The 21,356-nt window shown below is 75.1% G+C and carries 1 protein-coding gene and 1 pseudogene; both read right to left on the minus strand.

The features are described from left to right. Positions 1–11: 11 nt before the first annotated feature. Positions 12–1,817: a type I polyketide synthase gene (locus ACN260_RS20025; protein WP_422756768.1), complete on the minus strand. Its 1,806-nt coding sequence runs from the start codon at positions 1,815–1,817 to the stop codon at positions 12–14. Further along, positions 1,800–21,239 (minus strand): annotated as a pseudogene (locus ACN260_RS20030) (SDR family NAD(P)-dependent oxidoreductase); the annotation flags it as partial. The pseudogene ACN260_RS20030 and the gene ACN260_RS20025, both read right to left, overlap by 18 nt. Between the last annotated feature and the right edge of the window lie 117 nt (positions 21,240–21,356).

A 21,356-nucleotide genomic window follows, 5' to 3' on the forward strand; every position in this document is an offset into this window, starting at 1 on the left:
CCGGAGGAGGGTCAGTCCGAGGACTCCAACTCGTCGTCGAGGATGTCGAACAACTCGTCCGCGGTGACCGACGTCAGGTCCCGGGCGTCCGAGGTCACCTCGGCCGCCCCGTACGCCGCGTTCCACCGGGACATCAGCGCCTGGAGCCGGACGGTGATCCGGCCCCGCTCCGCCTCGTCCGGCACGGTGCCGTCCAGCAGCGTCTCCCACCGGGCCAGCTCCGCCTCCAGCGACGGTGCGGTCGCCTGGTCGCCGGTCAGCTCGGAGCGGACGAACCGGGCCACCGCCGCCGGGCTGGGGTGGTCGTAGATGAGCGTCGCCGGCAACCGCAGCCCGGTCGCCGCACCGAGGCTGTTGCGGAACTCCACGGCCGCGAGGGAGTCGAAGCCCAGTTCCAGGAAGCCCTTGTCGACGTCCAGCAGGTGCGGGCGGTCGTGCCCCAGCACCTCGGCCGCGCGGGCCCGGACCAGCTCGGTCACGGTCCGGTCGGCGTCGTCCGGCGACAGCCCCGCCAGCCGGTCGGCCAGCGGCTTCTCCCCGGCCACCTGGCCGGCCGCACCGGCCGCCGCCCGCCGGGCGGGCGCCCGGACCAGGCCGCGCCACAGCGGCGGCACCCCGTCGGCCCGGGACCGGATCGCGGCCAGGTCCAGCCGGACCGGCAGGGCCACCGCCGGCACCGGCCCGAGGGTCGCGTCGAACAGCGCCAACGCGTCGGGCGTGGACAGCGCGCCCACCCCGGAACGGGCCATCCGGCGCAGGTCCGCCGCACCGAGGTGACCGGTCATCCCGCTGCCCGCCTCGGCCCACAGGCCCCACGCCAGCGCAGTGCCGGCGAGACCGTGCGCCCGCCGGTGCTGGGCGAGGGCGTCGAGGTAGGCGTTCGCCGCGGTGTAGCTGGCCTGGCCGGCGCCACCCAGGGTGGCCGCCGCCGAGGAGAACAGCACGAACCAGCGCAGCGGCCGGTGCAGGGTGAGTTCGTGCAGGTGCCGGGCGGCCTCAGCCTTCGGGCCGAGCACCGCCGCCGCCCGCTGCGGGGTCAACGTCGGCAGCAGGCCGTCGTCGACCACCCCGGCCGCGTGGACCACCCCGGTCAGCGGGTGCCCGGCGGGCACCCCGTCGAGCAGGGCAGCCACCGCCGCCCGGTCGGCCAGGTCGCAGGAGGCCACTGTCACCTCCGCGCCGGCCGCCGTCAGGCGGGCGGTCAGCTCGTCCACCCCCGGGGCCGCCGGGCCGCGCCGGCTGGCCAGCAGCAGCCGCCGTACGCCGTGCCGGGTCACCAGGTGCTCGGCGAGCAGCCGGCCCAGGCCACCGGTGCCGCCGGTGACCAGCACCGTGCCCGTCGGGTCGACGCCGGCCGGCAGTTCACCGTCGGGCACCGGCAGCGCCGCCAGCCGGGGCGCGAGCAGGTCACCCCGACGGACCGCCAGTTGCGGTTCGCCGCCGACGGCCAGGGCCGCCCGCACCGCCGCCGGGTCCGGCCCGTCGACGTCGACCAGGACCAGCCGGCCCGGGTTCTCCTCCTGCGCGGCCCGGACCAGCCCCCATACGGTGGCGTCCACCGGCCGGGGCACGTCCTCGCCGTCGGTGGTGGCGACCGCCCGGGTCGTCACCAGCGCCAGCCGGGCACCGGCGAACCGGTCGTCGGCGAGCCACTGCTGCACCAGGGACAGCGCCCCGGTGGCCACCGCCGAGGGCGAGTCCGACGGGGAACGCCAGGCCACCACGACGGTGTCGGGCGTGCCGTCCACCGCCGCTAGCGCCGCCAGGTCGGCGTACCGGGGCACCCCGAGGCCGAGGTCGTCGTCGCCGAGGACCACGGTCGTGCCGTCGCCGGTGCCCTGCGGCGTCTGCACCGAGGCCCAGGTGACCTGGTACAGCGACGAGCGGTGTGCGGCCCGTGCCCCGCCCAACCGGTCGGCGGCCAGCGGCCGGACCACCAGCGAGGCCACCGAGGCGACCGGCGCGCCGGTGGTGTCGGCCAGGTCGAACGCCACCTCCTGCGGGCCGGTCGGGCGCAGCCGCACCCGCAGCGCCGTCGCGCCGGTGGCGTGCAGGGTGACCCCACGCCAGGCGAACGGCAACCGGAGCCGGTCGTCGTCCGGTTCGTCCCCGGTCAGGTCGAGGGTGTGCAGCACCGCGTCGAACAGCGCCGGATGCAGGCCGAACCGGCCGGCCGTGGACGTCGCCTCGTCGGGGAGCGCCACCTCGGCGTACACCTCGTCGCCGTTGCGCCAGGCGGCCCGCAGGCCCTGGAACAGCGGGCCGTAGTGGTAGCCGGCGTCGGCCAGCCGGTCGTAGCGGCCGGCCAGGTCGACCGGGGTGGACCCGGCCGGCGGCCAGGCGTCGGCGGCCGAACCGGCCGGCGCGGTCGACGCCGTCGGGGCCAGCACGCCGGTGGCGTGCCGGGTCCACCCGTCGACGCCGTCCTCAGGCCGGGAGTGCACGGTGACCGGGCAGCGTCCCGTCGCGTCGGGCGCTGCGACCACCACCTGGAGGTCGACACCGCCCCGGGGCGGGACGACCAGCGGGGCCTCCAGCGTCAACTCCTCCACCTGGGCGCAGCCGACCTGGTCACCGGCGCGGACGGCCAGCTCGACGAACGCCGTGCCGGGCAGCAGCACCGTCCCGGCGAGTTCGTGTTCGGCGAGCCACGGGTGGGTCCGCAGTGACAACCGGCCGGTCAGCACGGTGCCGTCGGCTCCGGCCAGCCCGACGACCGCGCCGAGCAGCGGGTGGGCGGCCGGCCGCTGACCCAGCGCCGGCACGTCACCGCCGCCCGCCGGGGCGTCCAGCCAGAGCCGACGCCGCTGGAACGGGTACGTCGGCAGGTCGGTGACCCGGGCGCCGGTGGGCGCGAACCAGGCCCGCCAGTCCACCGGGACACCCCGGGTGTGCAGGGTGGCGAGGGCGGTCAGCAGGGTCGCCGCCTCGTCCCGGCCGCCGCGCAGCACCGGCACCAGGGTGACGCCGTCGGTGTCGGTGACGCACTCCCGGCCCATCGCGGTGAGCACCGCGTCCGGGCCGACCTCCAGGAACGTGGTGACGCCGGCCGCCTCCAGGGTGGCGATCCCGTCGCTGAACCGGACCGCCTCCCGCACGTGCCGCACCCAGTAGCCGGGGGTGGTGATCTCGTCGGGGTCGGCGAGCCGGCCGGTCAGGTTGGACACCACCGGCACCCGCGGCGGTGCGAAGGTCAACCCGGCGGCGACCTGGTGGAACTCGGCCAGCATCGGCTCCATGTGCGGGGAGTGGAACGCGTGGCTCACCCGCAGCCGCTTGGTGCGGCGTCCCCGGGCCCGCCAGTCGTCGGCGAGCGCGCCGACCGCGTCGTGGTCACCGGAGATCACCACGGACCGGGGGCCGTTGACGGCCGCGACACCCAGCTCGGTCTCCCGGCCGGCCAACTCCCGGCGTACCTCCTCCTCGGACGCCTCGACGGCGACCATCGCGCCGTCCTCCCGCATCGCCTGCATCAGCCGCCCACGCGCGGTGACCAGGGTCGCGGCGTCGGGCAGCGACAGCACCCCGGCGACGTGCGCGGCGCTGATCTCGCCGATGGAGTGCCCGGCGACCAGGTCGGGCCGGACACCCCACGATTCGAGCAGCCGGTACAGCGCCACCTCGATGGCGAACAGCGCGCTCTGGCTGTAGACCGTCTGGTCGAGCAACGCGGCGTCGGCGACGTCCGGTTCGGTGTAGAGCACCTCCCGCAGCGGCCGGTCGAGCTGCGCGTCCAGGTGGGCGCACACCTCGGCGAACGCCGCCGCGAAGGCCGGGTACGCCGCCGCCAGCTCGCGGCCCATGCCGAGGCGCTGTGCGCCCTGGCCGGTGAAGAGCATGGCGAGCTTGCCGGCCGACGGCGTGCCCTGCACCCACTCGGCGGGGTCGGTGCCCCCGGCGGCGGCGCGCAGGGCGCGGACCGCGTCGTCCCCGGCCGGGGCGACCACCACGGCCCGACGTTCCAGCACCGCCCGGGTGGTGGCCAGCGAGTACGCCACGTCCAGGGTGGCCCCGGTGTCGGCGACCAATCCGGCCTGGGCGCGCAGCGCCTCCGCCGAGCGGGCGGAGAGCAGCCAGGGCAGCACCGGCGGGGTGTGCGGGGCGTCCCCGTCGGCCGGCGTCGCCTCGACCGCCGGCGCCTGCTCGATGATGACGTGGGCGTTGGTGCCGCTGATGCCGAACGAGGAGACACCGGCGCGGCGGGGCCGGTCGAGCGCCGGCCACTGCTGCTCCTCGGTGAGCAGCCGGACCGCCCCGGCCGACCAGTCCACCTGCGGCGACGGCTGGTCGGCGTGCAGGGTGCGGGGCAGCAGCCCGTTGCGCATCGCCAGCACCATCTTGATCACGCCGGCGACGCCGGCCGCGCCCTGGGTGTGGCCGATGTTCGACTTGATCGAGCCGAGCCAGAGCGGCCGGTCCTGCGGCCGGTCCTGACCGTAGGTGGCGAGGACCGCCTGTGCCTCGATCGGGTCGCCGAGGGTGGTGCCGGTGCCGTGCGCCTCGACCAGGTCGACCTCGTCGGGGCGGACGTCGGCGGCGGCCAGGGCCTGCCGGATGACCCGCTGCTGGGCGGGACCGTTGGGGGCGGTGAGCCCGTTGGACGCGCCGTCCTGGTTGATCGCCGAACCCCGCACCACCGCCAGGACGTGGTGGCCGTGGCGTTCGGCGTCGGACAGCCGCTCCAGCAGCAGCATGCCCGCACCCTCGGACATGCCGGTGCCGTCGGCGTCGGCGGAGAAGGACTTGCACCGGCCGTCCGCAGCCAGCCCCCGCTGGAGGCTGAAGTCCAGGAACGTGTCCGGTTTGGACATCACGGTGACCCCGCCGGCCAGCGCCAACGAGCACTCGCCGGAGCGCAGTGCCTGCACCGCCAGGTGGATCGCCACCAGCGACGACGAGCAGGCGGTGTCGACGCTGACCGCCGGCCCCTCCAGGCCCAGGGTGTAGGAGATCCGCCCGGACGCGACGCTCGCCATGCTGCCGTTGCCCAGGTAGCCCGCCAACTCCTCGGGCACCTCGGACAGCCGGCTGCCGTAGTCGTGGTACATGACGCCGGTGAACACCCCGGTCGGGCTGCCCTTGAGCGAGGTCGGGTCGATCCCGGCCCGCTCCAGCACCTCCCACGACGTTTCCAGCAGCAGCCGCTGCTGCGGGTCCATCGCGACCGCCTCACGCGGGCCGATGCCGAAGAAGTCCGGGTCGAAGTCGGCCGCGTCGTAGAGGAAACCACCCTCCAGCGAGTACGTCCGGCCGGGCTTGCCGGGCTCCGGGTCGTAGAGGTGGTCGAGGTCCCAGCCCCGGTCGGTGGGGAACGGCGAGATGGCGTCCGCGCCGTCGACCAGGAGTTGCCACAGGTCCTCGGGGGTGCGGACCCCGCCGGGGAAGCGGCAGCTCATCGCGACGATGGCGACGGGTTCGTCGACCACCGGCCGGACCACCGTGGTCGGCTGCGCCTGCGCCGGTCCGCCGAGGATCGTGCCGTGCAGGTACCCGGCGAGCGCGGTCGGGTTCGGGTAGTCGAAGACCAGGGTCGCCGGCAGCCGCAGCCCGGTGGCGGTGTTGAGCCGGTTGCGCAGCTCGACGGCGGCCAGCGAGTCGAAGCCGAGTTCCTTGAACGCCCGCGCCGGCTCGACGGCGGTGCCGCTGTCGTGGCCGAGGACGGCCGCGACGTTGGCCCGGACCAGGTCGAGTAGCACCCGGTGCTGGTCGTCCGCGTCGAGGGTGACGAGCTGCCGGTGCAGGCCGGAGCCGGTGGCCGGGGTGGCGGGACCACCCGCCGCCCGCCGGGCCGGGAGCCGGACCAGGCCCCGGAACAGGGCCGGGAGCTGCTGGCCCTGGGCGCGCAGCGCGGCGGTGTCCAGCCGGACCGGCACCAGCAACGCCTCGTCGCCGGCCACCGCCGCATCGAGCAGGGCCAGCCCCCGGTCGGAGTCCAGCGGCAGGACGCCGGAGCGGGCCATCCGGGCCACGTCGGCCTCGCCGAGGTGCGCGGTCATCCCGCTGCGCTGCTCCCAGAAACCCCACGCCAGCGACGTGGCCGGCAGGCCCAGGGCCCGCCGGTGCGCGGCCAGGGCGTCGAGGAAGACGTTCGCGGCGGCGTAGTTGGCCTGTCCCGCCCCGTCGAGGACCCCGGCGGCGGAGGAGAACAGCACGAACGCCGACAGCTCACGGTCGCGGGTCAGCTCGTGCAGGTGCCAGGCCGGGTCGGCCTTGGCCCGCCACACGGTGTCGAGCTGTTCCGGGGTGAGGGCGGTCAGCAGGCCGTCGTCGAGGACCCCGGTGGTGTGCACGACGGCGGTCAACGCCGGGATGCCGTCCAGCAGGGTGGCGACCGCGTCCCGGTCGGCCAGGTCGGCGGCCACCACCTCGACGGTGGCCCCGAGGCCGGTCAGTTCGTCGCGCAACTCCACCGCGCCCGGCGCGGTCAGCCCACGCCGCGAGGTCAACACCAGGTCACGCACCCCGTGCACCGTCACCAGGTGCCGGGCGACGAGCGCGCCCAGCACACCGGTGCCGCCGGTGACCAGCACCGTGCCGTCGGCCCGCCACGGCTGCGCGGTGGTGGTCGCGCGGGCCAGGCGCGGCACCCGCACCTGACCGTCCCGCAGCGACAGCTCCGGCTCACCGGTGCCCACCGCCGCCAGGATCTCCTCCACCGGGGTCTCCGGGTCGGCGTCCACCAGCACGAACTGGCCGGGGTTCTCCGCCTGCGCGGCCCGGACCAGGCCCCAGATCGGGGCGTGGGCCAGGTCGGTGCCGCCGTCGACGGCACCGTTGGTGATCACCACCAGCCGGGCGGCGGCCTGGGTCGGGTCGGCCAGCCAGGACTGGAGCAGGGCGAGGGTCTCCCCCACCGCGGTCCGGGCGGCGGTGGCCGGGTCGAGGTCGACGGCGGGCGGGGTGAGCGGGGCGAGCACGACGTCGGGGACGCCGAGGCCGAGGCCCTCCAGGTAGCCCCACGATTCGGCGGCGGTGCCGGTGGGCACGGTCACCCAGTCGACGCGGTACAGGTCCCCGTCGGTCGGGGCGGCGGCGGTGAGCTGGACCGGGCGGGACACCAGCGCGCCGACCACGGCGACCGGTTCGCCGTCCGGGTCGGCCAGGTGCAGGGTGGCGGACTCCGGCCCGCTGGCGGTGACCTTCACCCGCAGGGCGGTCGCGCCCGTGGCGTGCAGCGTCACGTCCGTCCAGGCGAACGGCAGCAACGGCGGACGACCCACCGGCACCGGCTCACCGATCCCCACCACCTGCAACGCCGCATCCAACAACGCCGGATGCACCCCGAACCGCGACGCCTCCCCATGCGCCTCCTCCGGAAGCGCAACCTCAGCAAACACCACCTCACCAACCCGCCAGGCAGCCTGCACCCCCTGGAACACCGGACCGTACTCGTACCCCTGCACCACCAACTCGTCATACAACCCCGCCGTCGGCACCGGCACCGCACCCGACGGCGGCCATTCCCGCAGGTCGAAGCCGGGGTCGGTGACGTCGGCGGAGAGCACGCCGGTGGCGTGCCGGACCCAGCTGCCGGTGTGTTCCGGCCGGGAGTGCACGGTGACCGTGCGGCGGCCGGTGTCGTCGGCGGCGGCGAGCAGCAACTGCACCTGTACGGCACCCTGCTCGGGCAGGATCAGCGGGGCGTGCAGGGTCAGCTCGTCGAGGTGACCGAGGCCGACGTCGTCCCCGGCGTGCAGGACGAGTTCGACGAAACCGGTGCCGGGCAGCAGGACGGTGCCGTTGACGGCGTGGTCGGCCAGCCACGGGTGGGTGTCCAGCGAGATCCGGCCGGTGAACAGCACCTCACCGGATTCGGCCATGGTGACGGCGGCCCCCCACAGCGGGTGCCCGGCGGAGCCGAGACCGGCGGAGGTGAGGTCGGCGCTGCCACCGGTGGCGTTCAGCCAGTAGCGGCGGCGCTGGAACGGGTACGTCGGCAGCGGCACCTCGCCCCGGGGGCGGGACGGCAGCACCGGCGACCAGTCGACGGTGACGCCCCGGGTGAACGCCTCACCGAGCGAGGTGAGCCAGCGGTGCAGCCCGCCCTCGCCCCGGCGCAGCGACCCGACGGCGGCCACCTCGACCCCCGCGTCGGCGGCGGTCTCCTCGATACCCATGGTCAGCACCGGGTGCGCGCTGCACTCCAGGAACACCCGCATCCCGGCGTCGAGCAGGGCGCGGGTGGTCTCCTCGAAGCGGACGGTCTGCCGCAGGTTGGTGTACCAGTAGCCGGCGTCCAGGCCGGTGGTGTCGAGCACCCGGCCGGTGACGGTCGAGTAGAACGGGACCGTGGCGGCGCGCGGGCTGACCTCGGCGAGGTCGGCCCGCAGCCGCTGCTCGATCAGCTCCACCTGCGCCGAGTGCGACGCGTAGTCCACGTTCACCCGCTTCGCCCGCAGGCCCTCGGCGGAAAGCGTCGCGACCAGGTCGTCGACGGCGTCCGGGTCACCGGAGACGACGACCGAGGAGGTGCCGTTGACGGTGGCGATCGAGATGCGGTCGGCGTAGCCGGTCAGCCGTTCGGCCGCCGCCCGCTCGGGCAGGCCGATGGAGGCCATCGCACCCCGACCCGCCAACACCTCCGCAATCGCCAAACTCCGCAACGCCACCACCAACGCCCCATCCCGCAACGACAAACCACCCGCCACCACCGCCGCCGCAATCTCACCCTGCGAATGCCCAATCACCGCATCCGGCACCACCCCGAACGACCGCCACAACCCCGCCAACGACACCATCACCGCCCACAACACCGGCTGCACCACATCAACCCGCTCCAACGACGGAGCACCCTCCACACCCCGCAAAACCTCCACCAACCGCCAATCCACAAACTCCGACAACGCCACCCCACACTCACTGACCCGCTCCGCAAACACCGGAGACGAATCCAACAACTCCACCGCCATCCCCACCCACTGCGAACCCTGCCCCGGGAACACGAAGACCGTGCCGCCCTGGAGCACGCCGGGGGCGGTGCCGTCGGTGGCGAACGCCCGCGCCCCGGCGACGAAGTCGTTCCGGTCGCCGACGATGACCGTGCGCCGGTCGAGCAGCGCCCGCCCGGTCGCCAGCGCGTACGCGAGGTCACCGGCCTTGACGGACCCGTCGCCCGCGACGTCGGCCACCCGGGCGGCCTGCTCCCGCAGGGCCTGGTCGGTACGGGCCGACAGCACCCAGGGCAGCAGCTCCGGCTCGGGGGCGTCGACCGGCGGCTCCTCGGCCGGGGGCGCCTGTTCGAGGATGACGTGGGCGTTGGTGCCGCTGATGCCGAACGACGACACGCCCGCCCGGCGGGGCCGGTCCAGCGCCGGCCACTGCTGCTCCTCGGTGAGCAGCCGGACCGCCCCGGCCGACCAGTCCACCTGCGGGGTGGGCTCGTCCACGTGCAGGGTGCGGGGCAGGACCCCGTGCCGCATCGCCAGCACCATCTTGATCACACCGGCGACGCCGGCCGCACCCTGGGTGTGGCCGATGTTCGACTTCACCGAGCCGAGCCACAGCGGCCGGTCCCCGGGGCGTTCCTGGCCGTACGTGGCCAGCAGCGCCTGGGCCTCGATCGGGTCGCCGAGGGTGGTGCCGGTGCCGTGCGCCTCGACGGCGTCCACCTCGGTCGCCGGGATGCCACCGGCCGCCGCGAGCGCCTGCCGGATCACCCGCTGCTGCGAGGGACCGTTCGGCGCGGTGAGCCCGTTGGACGCGCCGTCCTGGTTGATCGCCGAACCCCGCACCACCGCCAGGACGTGGTGGCCGTTGCGCTCGGCGTCGGACAGCCGCTCCAGCAGCAGCATGCCGACGCCCTCGGACATCGCCGTGCCGTCCGCGCCGGCCGCGAAGGACTTGCACCGGTGGTCGGCGGCCAGGCCCCGCTGGAGGCTGAACTCGATGAACGTGTCCGGGGTGGACATCACGGTGACACCGCCGGCCAGGGCGAGCGAGCACTCGCCGGAGCGCAGTGCCTGCACCGCCAGGTGGATCGCCACCAGCGACGACGAGCAGGCGGTGTCGACGCTGACCGCCGGCCCCTCCAGGCCCAGGGTGTAGGCGATCCGCCCCGACGCGACGCTTGCCATGCTGCCGTTGCCCAGGTAACCGGCGAGTTCCTCGGGCACCTCGGGCAGCCGGCTGGCGTAGTCGTGGTACATCACACCGGCGAAGACGCCGGTGAGGCTGCCGCGCAGCGAGTTCGGGTCGATGCCGGCCCGCTCCAGGGCCTCCCACGAGGTTTCCAGCAGCAGCCGCTGCTGCGGGTCCATGGCGACCGCCTCACGCGGGCTGATCCCGAAGAAGTCCGGGTCGAAGTCGGCCGCGTCGTAGAGGAAACCACCCTCCATGGCGTACGTCTTGCCGGTCCGGCCGGGCTCCGGATCGTACATGCCGGCCAGGTCCCAGCCCCGGTCGGTGGGGAACGGGGTGATCGCGTCGGTGCCGTCGGCGAGCAGCCGCCACAGGTCCTCGGGGGTGCGGACCCCGCCGGGGAAGCGGCAGCTCATCGCGACGATGGCGACGGGTTCGTCGTCGGCGACGGGGGTGGCCACGGTCGGGGCCTGCGGGGTGGCCGCGCCGAGGATCCTGGTGTGCAGGTAGTCGGCGAGCGCGGTCGGATTGGGGTAGTCGAATACCAGGGTCGCCGGCAGCCGCAGCCCGGTGGCGGTGTTGAGCTTGTTGCGCAGCTCCACGGCGGCCAGCGAGTCGAAGCCGAGTTCCCGGAACGCCCGGGACGGCTCGACGGTGGCCGGGCTCTCGTGGCCGAGCACCCCGGCGACGTTGGCCCGGACCAGGTCGAGCAGCAGCCGCCGCTGGTCGGCGTCGGCGAGGCCGAGCAGTTGCCGGTGCAGTGCCGAGCCGACGAGCGGCGTCGCGGTCGCACCGGCGGCCCGTCGGGCCGGGAGCCGGACCAGGCCCCGGAACAGGGCCGGGAGCTGCTGGCCCTGGGCGCGCAGCGCGGCGGTGTCCAGCCGGACCGGCACCAGCAGCGCCTCGTCGGTCGCGACCGCCGCATCCAGCAGGGCGAGGCCCTGGTCGGTGCCGATGCCGAGCACACCGGAGCGGGCCATCCGGGCCACGTCGGCCTCGCCGAGGTGCGCGGTCATCCCACTGCGCTGCTCCCAGAAACCCCACGCCAGCGACGTGGCCGGCAGGCCCAGGGCCCGCCGGTGCGCGGCCAGGGCGTCGACGAAGACGTTCGCGGCGGCGTAGTTGCCCTGCCCGGAGCCGTCGACCACGCCGGCGGCCGAGGAGAACAGCACGAACGCCGACAGGTCACGGTCGCGGGTCAGCTCGTGCAGGTGCCAGGCCGGGGTGGCCTTGGCCCGCCACACGGTGTCGAGCTGCGCGTCGGTGAACGCGGCGACGGTGCCGTCGTCCAGCGCGCCGGTGGTGTGCACGACGGCGGTCAACGCCGGGATGCCGTCCAGCACCGCCGCGACCGCATCCCGGTCGGCCAGGTCAGCCGCCACCACCTCCACGGAGGCACCCAACGCCGTCAACTCGTCGCGCAACTGCTCCGCACCCGGCGCGGTCAGGCCACGCCGCGAGGTCAGCACCAGGTCCCGCACCCCGTGCACCGCCACCAGGTGCCGGGCCACCAACCCGCCCAGCACACCGGTGCCGCCGGTGACCAGCACCGCACCGTCGGCACGCCACACCGGGTCCCCGGCGGCGGCGCGGGCCAGGCGCGGCACCCGCACCTGACCGTCCCGCAGCGACAGCTCCGGCTCACCGGTGCCCACCGCCGCCAGGATCTCCTCCACCGGAGTCTCCGGATCGGCGTCCACCAGCACGAACTGACCCGGGTTCTCCACCTGGGCGGCCCGGACCAGGCCCCACACCGGGGCGTGCACCAGGTCGGTCACCTGGTCGGCCGCACCGCTGGTGAGCACCACGAGCCGGGACTCGGCCAACCGGGGGTCGGCCAGCCAGCGTTGCAGCAGCGCGAGCGCCGTACCCACCGCGGCCCGCGCGGCGACCTCGACGTCGGCGACCTGCCCGTCGTCGGTGAGCCGGGCGAGGACCAGCTCCGGCACGTCGTCGGCGAGGTCAGCCAGGTGCGCCCAGGAGGGCGTCGGGGTGGCGGGCACCGCGACGGGGGTCCAGTCGACCCGGTAGAGGTTGCCCTCGGTGGTGGCGGTGGCGAGCTGCACCGGCCGGGACACCAGGGAGCCGATCTCGGCGACCGGCGCACCGGTCGGGTCGGCCAGGTGCAGGGTGACCGCCTCCGGGCCGGTCGGGGTGACCCGCACCCGCAGGGCGGTCGCGCCCGTGGCGTGCAGCGTCACGTCCGTCCAGGCGAACGGCAGCAACGGCGGACGACCCACCGGCACCGGCTCACCGATCCCCACCACCTGCAACGCCGCATCCAACAACGCCGGATGCACCCCGAACCGCGACGCCTCCCCATGCGCCTCCTCCGGAAGCGCAACCTCAGCAAACACCACCTCACCAACCCGCCAGGCAGCCTGCACCCCCTGGAACACCGGACCGTACTCGTACCCCTGCACCACCAACTCGTCATACAACCCCGCCGTCGCCACCGGCACCGCACCCGACGGCGGCCATTCCCGCAGGTCGAAGCCGGCGGCGGCCCGGGTGTCGGTGAGCACGGCGGTGGCGTGCCGGGTCCACGGCAGGTCCGCCTCGGCGTGCTCGGCCCGGGAGTGGACGCTGACGGTCCGCCGGGTCGACTCGTCGGCGGCGGTCATCAGCAGCTGCACCTGCACGGCCGCGCGCTCGGCGAGCAGCAGCGGGGCGTGCAGGGTCAGCTCCTCCAGGTGGCCGAGGCCGACGTGGTCACCGGCGTGCAGCACCATCTCGACGAAGGCCGCACCGGGCAGCAGGACGGTGCCGTTGACGGCGTGGTCGGCCAGCCACGGGTGGGTGTCCAGCGAGATCCGGGCGGTGAACAGCACCTCACCGGACTCGGCCATCGCCACCGACGCGCCCCACAGCGGGTGGCCGGCCGCGCCGAGGCCCACCGACGCCACGTCGGTGGTGCCGCTGGTCGCGTCGATCCAGTACCGGCGACGCTGGAACGGGTACGTCGGCAGCGGTACCTCACCGCGCGGGCGCGCCGGCAACGCCGACGACCAGTCCACCGGCACCCCACGGACGAACGCCTCGCCCAGCGAGGTGAGCCAGCGACGCAGCCCGCCCTCGCCCCGGCGCAGCGACCCGACGGCGGCCACCTCGACCCCCGCGTCGGCGGCGGTCTCCTCGATACCCATGGTCAGCACCGGGTGCGCGCTGCACTCCAGGAACACCCGCATCCCCGCCCGGAGCAGCACCCGGGTGGTCTCCTCGAAGCGGACGGTCTGCCGCAGGTTCGTGTACCAGTAGCCGGCGTCCAGCCCGGCGGTGTCCAGCACCCCGGCGGTCACCGTGGAGTAGAACGGCACGGTCGACGACCGGGGCGACACCTCGGCGAGGTCGGCGCGCAGCCGCTGCTCGATCAGCTCCACCTGGGCCGAGTGCGACGCGTAGTCCACGTTCACCCGCTTGGCCCGCACCTCCTCGGCGCTGAGGGTGGCGACGAGGTCGTCGACGGCGTCCGGGTCACCGGACACCACCACCGACGACACCCCGTTGACCGTGGCGATGGACACCCGGCCGTCGTAGGCGTCGAGGCGCTCGCGGACCCGCTCGGCGGGCAGGCCGATGGAGGCCATCGCACCCCGACCCGCCAACACCTCCGCAATCGCCAAACTCCGCAACGCCACCACCAACGCCCCATCCCGCAACGACAAACCACCCGCCACCACCGCCGCCGCAATCTCACCCTGCGAATGCCCGATCACCGCATCCGGCACCACCCCGAACGACCGCCACAACCCCGCCAACGACACCATCACCGCCCACAACACCGGCTGCACCACATCAACCCGCTCCAACGACGGAGCACCCTCCACACCCCGCAAAACCTCCACCAACCGCCAATCCACAAACTCCGACAACGCCACCCCACACTCACTGACCCGCTCCGCAAACACCGGAGACGAATCCAACAACTCCACCGCCATCCCCACCCACTGCGAACCCTGCCCCGGGAACACGAACACCACCCCGGAGCCACCCTGCAACGGCGTCGGTACCGCGGCCCCGGCGACCAGGGCGTCCGCGCCGGTCAGGAAGTCGGTGACATCACCGACGACGACGGCCCGCCGGTCCAGCGCAGCCCGCCCCTTCGCCAGGGTGTACGCGAGGTCACCCGGGTCGGTGGTGGCGGCGGACACGGCGGCCCGCAGCTGGGCGGCCTGGGCGCGCAGCGCCTCCTCGGTCCTGGCCGACAGCACCCACGGCAGCACGGCCGGCGGCGCGACGATCTCGCCCTCCAGCTCGACCGGCGGGGCCTCCTCCACGATCACGTGGGCGTTGGTGCCGCTGATCCCGAACGACGACACGCCCGCCCGGCGCGGCCGGTCCAACGCCGGCCACGGCTGCGCCTCGGTGAGCAGCCGCACCTCGCCGGCCGACCAGTCGATCTGCGGGGACGGCTCGTCGGCGTGCAGGGTGCGCGGCAGCAGCCCGTTGCGCATCGCCAGCACCATCTTGATCACACCGGCGACACCTGCCGCACCCTGGGTGTGCCCGATGTTGGACTTGATCGAGCCGAGCCAGAGCGGACGCTCACCCGGCCGGCCCTGCCCGTACGTGGCCAGCAGCGCCTGCGCCTCGATCGGGTCGCCGAGGGCGGTGCCGGTGCCGTGCGCCTCGACGGCGTCCACCTCGGTCGCCGGGATGCCACCGGCGGAGGCCAACGCCTGCCGGATCACCCGCTGCTGCGAGGGACCGTTCGGCGCGGTGAGCCCGTTGGACGCGCCGTCCTGGTTGGTGGCCGAGCCCCGGATCACCGCGAGCACCTGGTGGCCGTTGGCCCGCGCGTCGGACAGCCGCTCCAGCAGCAGCATGCCGGCGCCCTCACCCCAGCCGGTGCCGTCGGCCCCGGCGGCGAACGACTTGGACCGGCCGTCCTTGGCCAGGCCCCGCTGGCGGCTGAAGTCGATGAACGTGTCCGGGGTGGACATCACGGTGACGCCACCGGCCAGGGCCAGCGAGCACTCCCCGGCCCGCAGCGCCTGCACGGCCAGGTGGATCGCCACCAGCGACGACGAGCACGCGGTGTCGATCGACACGGCCGGCCCCTCCAGGCCGAGGGTGTAGGCGACCCGCCCGGAGACGATGCTGGCCAGGCTGCCGTTGCCCAGGTAGCCGGCCAGCTCGTCGGGCACCTGGTGCAGACGCAGCGCGTAGTCGTGGTACATGACGCCGGCGAAGACACCGGTCGGGCTGCCCTTGAGCGAGGTCGGGTCGATCCCGGCCCGCTCCAGCACCTCCCACGACGTCTCCAGCAGCAGCCGCTGCTGCGGGTCCATCGCGACCGCCTCACGCGGGCTGATCCCGAAGAAGTCCGCGTCGAAGTCGGCCGCGTCGTAGAGGAAACCACCCTCCATCGAGTACGTCTTGCCGGGCTTGCCGGGCTCCGGGTCGTACATGCCGGCCAGGTCCCAGCCCCGGTCGGTGGGGAACGGGGAGACCGCGTCGACGCCGCCCTCCAGCAGCTCCCACAGCTGCTCCGGGGTGCTCACCCCGCCGGGGAAGCGGCAGCTCATCGACACGATGGCGATCGGCTCCTGGGTGAACGAGGCCGACGCCAGCTCCGGCACCGCCACGTCCACGTCGGTGCCGAGCACGGTGGAGACCACGAACTCGGCGAGCGCCACCGGCGTCGGGTAGTCGAAAACCAGGGTCGCCGGCAGCCGCAGCCCGGTGGCGGCGTTGAGCCGGTTACGCAGCTCCACCGCGGCCAGCGAGTCGAAGCCCAGCTCGTTGAAGGCACGGCGGGGCTCGATCGCCTCCGCGCCGTCGTGGCCGAGCACGGCGGCCACGTGCGCGCGGACCAGGTCGAGGGTGACCCGGTCCCGTTCGGCCGGGGTGAGGCCGGCGAACTGCCGGGCCAGCCCCTGGGCGGCGTCCGCCGGGCCGGCGGCCTGCGCGGACCGGCGGGCCGGCAGCGGCACCAGGCCGCGCAGCAGCGCCGGCACCCCGTCGGGCCGGTTGCGCAGCGCGGTCAGGTCGACCCGGATCGGAGCGAGCACCGGCTCGTCGACGCCGAGCGCCGCGTCGAGCAGGGCCAGGTTCTCGGCCGGGCTGAGGCCGGGCATGCCGGAACGCTCGATGCGCTGCAACGCGGCGGCGTCCAACTGGCCGCCCATGCCGCTGTCACCGGTCCACAGGCCCCAGGTCAACGCCACGGCGGGCCGGCCGGCGGTCCGGCGGGTGGCCGCCAGCGCGTTCAGGGTGGCGTTCGCGGCGGCGTAGTTGCCCTGCCCGGCGCAGTCGAGCAGGCTCGCCAGGGAGGAGAAGAGCACGAAGGCGGTCAGGTCGGCGTCGCGGGTCAACCGGTCGAGGTTGACCGCGCCGTCCAGCTTGGCCTTCAGCACCGCGTCGAGCCGCTGCGGGGTGAGCGAGCCGATCGTCCCGTCGTCGACGATGCCGGCGGCGTGCACCACCGCCCGCAACGGCCGGTCGGCCGGGACGGCGGCGAGCAGCGCGGCCAGGGCGTCGGCGTCGGCCGCGTCGCAGGCGGCCACCTCGACGGTCGCGCCGGCCGCTTCCAGCTCCGCGCGCAGCTGCGCCACGCCGGCCGCCGCCGGGCCACGACGGCTGGTCAACAGCAGGTGGCGTACGCCGTGCCGGCCGGCCAGGTGCCGGGCGACGTGTGCGCCGAGCCCACCGGTGCCGCCGGTGACCAGCACCGTGCCGTCGGTCGGCCAACCGGCGTCGTCGCTGCCGTCGGGGGAGGTGGCGACCCGGGCCAGCCGGGGCACACTGATCTCCCCGTCCCGTACCCGAAGCTCCGGTTCGCCGGTGGCCAGGGCGGCGGCCAGCAGCGACGTCGGGGCGTCGGCGAGCCGGACGGTGACGAACCGGTCCGGGTTTTCCGTCTGCGCGGCGCGCAGCAGACCCCAGACCGCCTCGGTGGCGAGGTCGTCGGCGCGGCTGACGAAGACCAGCCGGGTGCTCGCCAGCCGCGCGTCGGCCAGCCACTGCTGGAGCAGCGTCAACGCGTCGGCGGTGGCGGCCCGGACGTCACCGCTGCCGACCCCGACGAACGCCCACTCGGGGGCGGTGGCACCGGCGTCGATCGCGGCACCCAGCGCGGCCGGGTCGGCGTGCCGGGTGGCCGAGCCGATCCGCTCGTCGCCGAGCACCACCCAGCGGGGGGTGCCCGCCGGGGCGGGCCGGTGCCCGAGCTTCGTCCACTCCAGCCGGAACAGCCGCTCATGGTAGCCGCCCCGGGCGGCGGTGAGCTGGGCGGTGGAGACCGGCCGGGAGACGAACGAGCGCACCGTGGCCACCGGTGCGCCGGTGGCGTCGGCGAGGGTCACCGACACGCTGTCCCCGGCGGCCGGGGCGATCCGCACCCGCACCTCGGCAGCACCGGCGGCGTGCAGGGTGACGTCGTTCCAGGCGAACGGGATGCGCACCTCGTCGTCGGTGGGCTCGCCCCGGCGGGCCGCGTCGATGGCGTGCAGGGCGGCGTCCAGCACCGCCGGGTGCAGGCCGAAGCGGGCCGCCTCGGCCCGGCTGTCGGCGGGGAGCGCGACCTCGGCGTACACCTCCTGGCCGCGTCGCCAGACGGCCTTGAGGCCCTGGAAGACCGGGCCGTAGCCGTAGCCCTGGTCGGCCAGTTCGGTGTAGATGCCGGCCAGGTCGACCGGCCGGGCGTCGCGCGGCGGCCACTGGGTGAGCGGCTGACCGGCGTCGGCGGCCTCCGGGGTGAGGAAGCCGCTGACGTGCCGGGTCCAGAGCTGGTCGTCCGGGTCGGACCCGTCGGGCCGCGAGTAGACGGCCACCGGGCAGCGGCCGGCCGGGTCGGCGGCGCCGACGACCACCTGGAGGGCGACGCCGCGCTCGTCGAGCGCCAGCGGCGCCTCCAGGGTCAGTTCCTCGACGGTGGGGCAGCCGACCTGGTCGCCGGCCCGCACGGCCAGCTCGACGAAGGCGGTGCCGGGCAGCAGCGCCACCCCGGAGATGGTGTGGTCGGCCAGCCACGGGTGGCTGCGCAGCGACACCCGACCGGTGAGCACCACGCCGTCGCCGCCGGCCAGGCCGACGACCGCGCCGACCAGCGGGTGCCCGGCGGCGAGCTGACCGAAGCCGGTCGCGTCGGCGCTGCCACCGCCGGATTCCATCCAGAACCGGCGCCGCTGGAACGGGTACGTGGGCAGCGCGACCCGACGGGCTCCACGGGCGGCGAAGAACGCCGTCCAGTCCACCGGCACCCCCCGCACGTGGGCGCGGGCGACGGCGGCCACGACGTCGGTCTCCTCGTCGTGGTCGGCGCGCAGCAGGGGGGCGAAGACCGCGTCGGCGTCGTCGTCGAGGCAGGCCGGACCCATCGCGGAGAGCACACCGGCCGGACCGAGTTCGAGGAAGGTGGTGATCCCCTCGTCGGCCATGGCCCGGACGGCGTCGGCGAACCGGACGCTGTCGCGCACGTGCCGCACCCAGTATTCGGGGTCGCACAGTTCACCGGAGAGCACCGGTCGGCCGGTGACCGTGGACACGACCGGGATGGTCGGCGGACGGTAGGTCAGCACGTGCGCCAGCCGGCCGAACTCGGCGAGCATCGGCGTCATCAGCGGCGAGTGGAAGGCGTGGCTGACCTTCAGCCGCTTCGTCTTGTGCCCGGCGGCGGCGAGGGCGGCGACCACCTCCAGCACGGCGTCCTCGTCGCCGGAGACCACCACCGAGGTCGGGCCGTTGACCGCCGCGATGCCCACCTGCGCCTCGCGCCCGGCCAGCAGCGGACGGACCTGCTCCTCGGTGGCCTGCACCGAGATCATCGCGCCCTCGGCGGGGAGCTGCTGCATGAGCCGGCCCCGGGCGGCGACCAGCAGGGCGGCGTCCTCCAGGGAGAGCACCCCGGCGACGTGGGCGGCGGCGAGCTCGCCGATCGAGTGCCCGGCGAGCAGGTCCGGCCGGACCCCCCACGACTCCAGCAGCCGGAACTGGGCGACCTCCACCGCGAACAGCGCGCACTGGGTGTAGGCGGTCTGGTCGAGCAGGGCCGCCTCGGCGGTGCCGGGCGCGGCGAACAGCACGTCGGCCAGCGGCACGTCCAGTTGCAGGTCGAGCCAGCCGCAGGCGTCGTCGAACGCGGCGGCGTAGACCGGGTAGCTGCGGTGCAACTGCCGGCCGGCGTCCAGCCGCTGGCTGCCCTGCCCGGTGAACAGGAAGCCGAGCCCGCCACCGGTGACCTGCCCCAGATGCACGCCGGGCACGTCCCCACCGGCGGCGAGGGCGGCCAGGTCCCCGACCGCCGCAGCCCGGTCCCGGGCCACCAGCACCGCCCGGTGCTCCAGCGCGGTCCGGGTGGTGGCCAGCGAGTACGCGACGTCGAGCAGTTCCGGGGCGTCCCCGTCGGTGCCCACGACGGCGAGCAACGCGGCGGCCTGGTCGCGCAGCGCCGCCCCGCTGCGGGCGGAGAGCACCACCGGCAGCACCTCGCTGGGCAGCTGCGGCACGGCGGGCGCGGCCTCGTCGTCGACGGCCGGCGGCTCCTCGACGATGACGTGCGCGTTGGTGCCGCTGACCCCGAACGAGGAGACCCCGGCCCGGCGCGGGTGGCCCGCGTCGTCCCACGGGCGGGCCTCGGTGAGCAGGGCGACGGTGCCGGCGGACCAGTCGACGTTGGGGGTGGGCGCGTCGACGTGCAGGGTCTGCGGCAGCACCCGGTGCCGCATCGCCATCAGCACCTTGATCACACCGGCGACGCCGGCGGCGGCCTGCGAGTGGCCGATGTTGGACTTCAGCGATCCGAGCCACAGCGGCCGGTCGGCGGGGCGTTCCCGGCCGTAGGTGGCGATGATCGCCTGCGCCTCGATGGGGTCGCCGAGCCGGGTGCCGGTGCCGTGCGCCTCGACCAGGTCGACGTCGGCGGGGGACAGACCGGCCGCGGCCAGCGCAGACATGATCACCCGCTGCTGGGACGGCCCGTTCGGGGCGGTCAACCCGTTGGACGCGCCGTCCTGGTTGATCGCCGAGCCGCGGATCACCCCGAGCACCCGGTGGCCGTTGCGGCGGGCGTCGGAGAGCCGCTCCAGCACCAGGATGCCGACCCCCTCGGCCCAGCCGGTGCCGTCGGCCGCCGCCGCGAACGGCTTGCACAGCCCGTCCGGGGCGAGACCCCGCTGCCGGCTGAACGCGGTGAACGCGCCCGGGTGCACCATCACCGCGACGCCACCGGCCAACGCGGTGGTGCACTCGCCACGCTGTACCGCCTGGCAGGCCAGGTGCAGGGCGACAAGCGAACCCGAGCAGGCGGTGTCCACGGTCAGCGTCGGGCCCTCGAAACCGAAGGTGTAGGCGAGCCGGCCGGACACCACGCTCGGCGCGTTGCCGGTGAGCAGGTAGCCGTCCAGGCCCTCCGGGGCCTCGTGCAGCCGAGGGCCGTACTCCTGCGGTTCGGCGCCGATGAAGACACCGGTCTGGCTGCCGCGCAGCGACGCCGAGTCGATGCCGGCGTCCTCCAGCGCCTCCCAGGCGGTCTCCAGCACCAGTCGCTGCTGCGGGTCCATCGTCATCGCCTCGCGCGGGCTGATGCCGAAGAAGTCCGCGTCGAACTCGGCCGCGCCCTCCAGGAAACCACCCTGGCGCACGTAGGTCTTGCCCGGCTTGCCCGGGTCCGGGTCGTAGAGCCCGTCGGTGTCCCAGCCCCGGTCGGTCGGGAAGTCGCTGATCACGTGCCGGCCCTCGGCGACCAGCCGCCACAGGTCGTCGGCGGAGGTGCTGTGCCCCGGGTAGCGGCAGCCGATGCCGACCACGGCGATCGGCTCGTCGTCGGCTGCGGGCCGGCGCAGCGGCGCGGCGACCGGCGCGGGCGCGGCGTCCCCACCGAGCAGGGTCCGCAGCAGCCGCCCGACCGCCTGCGGCGTCGGGTGGTCGAAGACCAGGGTGACCGGCAGGTCCAGGCCGGTCGCGGCGGTGAGCCGGCGGTGCAGCTCGACCGCGGCGAGCGAGTCGAAGCCCAGGTCGCGGAAGGGCCGGCCGGGCTCGACGGCGTCCGGGCCGTCCGGCAGTACGGTCCGCAGCACGTCGCGGGCCTGCTCCCGGACCAGCGCGGTCAGCGCCCGGTCCTGCTCGTCGGCCGTGCGGCCCTCCAGCCGCCGCCGCAGTGCCGACAGGGCGTCGGGCTCGGCACCGGTGGGGTTCACGGACTCGCTCATGGCACGCTCCACTAGGTCTCCGGGTTCGACGCCCGGCTCGGTGTGTCGGCTTTCGGCGCCCGATCACGGCAAGGCCGCCGCGACCGGTAGGGGGGACCGGTCGCGGCGGCCTCGCGGCGACCGGTGGGT

The sequence above is a fragment of the Micromonospora sp. WMMD708 genome, from assembly GCF_049315245.1.
GTDB classification, from domain to species: Bacteria; Actinomycetota; Actinomycetes; order Mycobacteriales; family Micromonosporaceae; genus Micromonospora; species Micromonospora wenchangensis.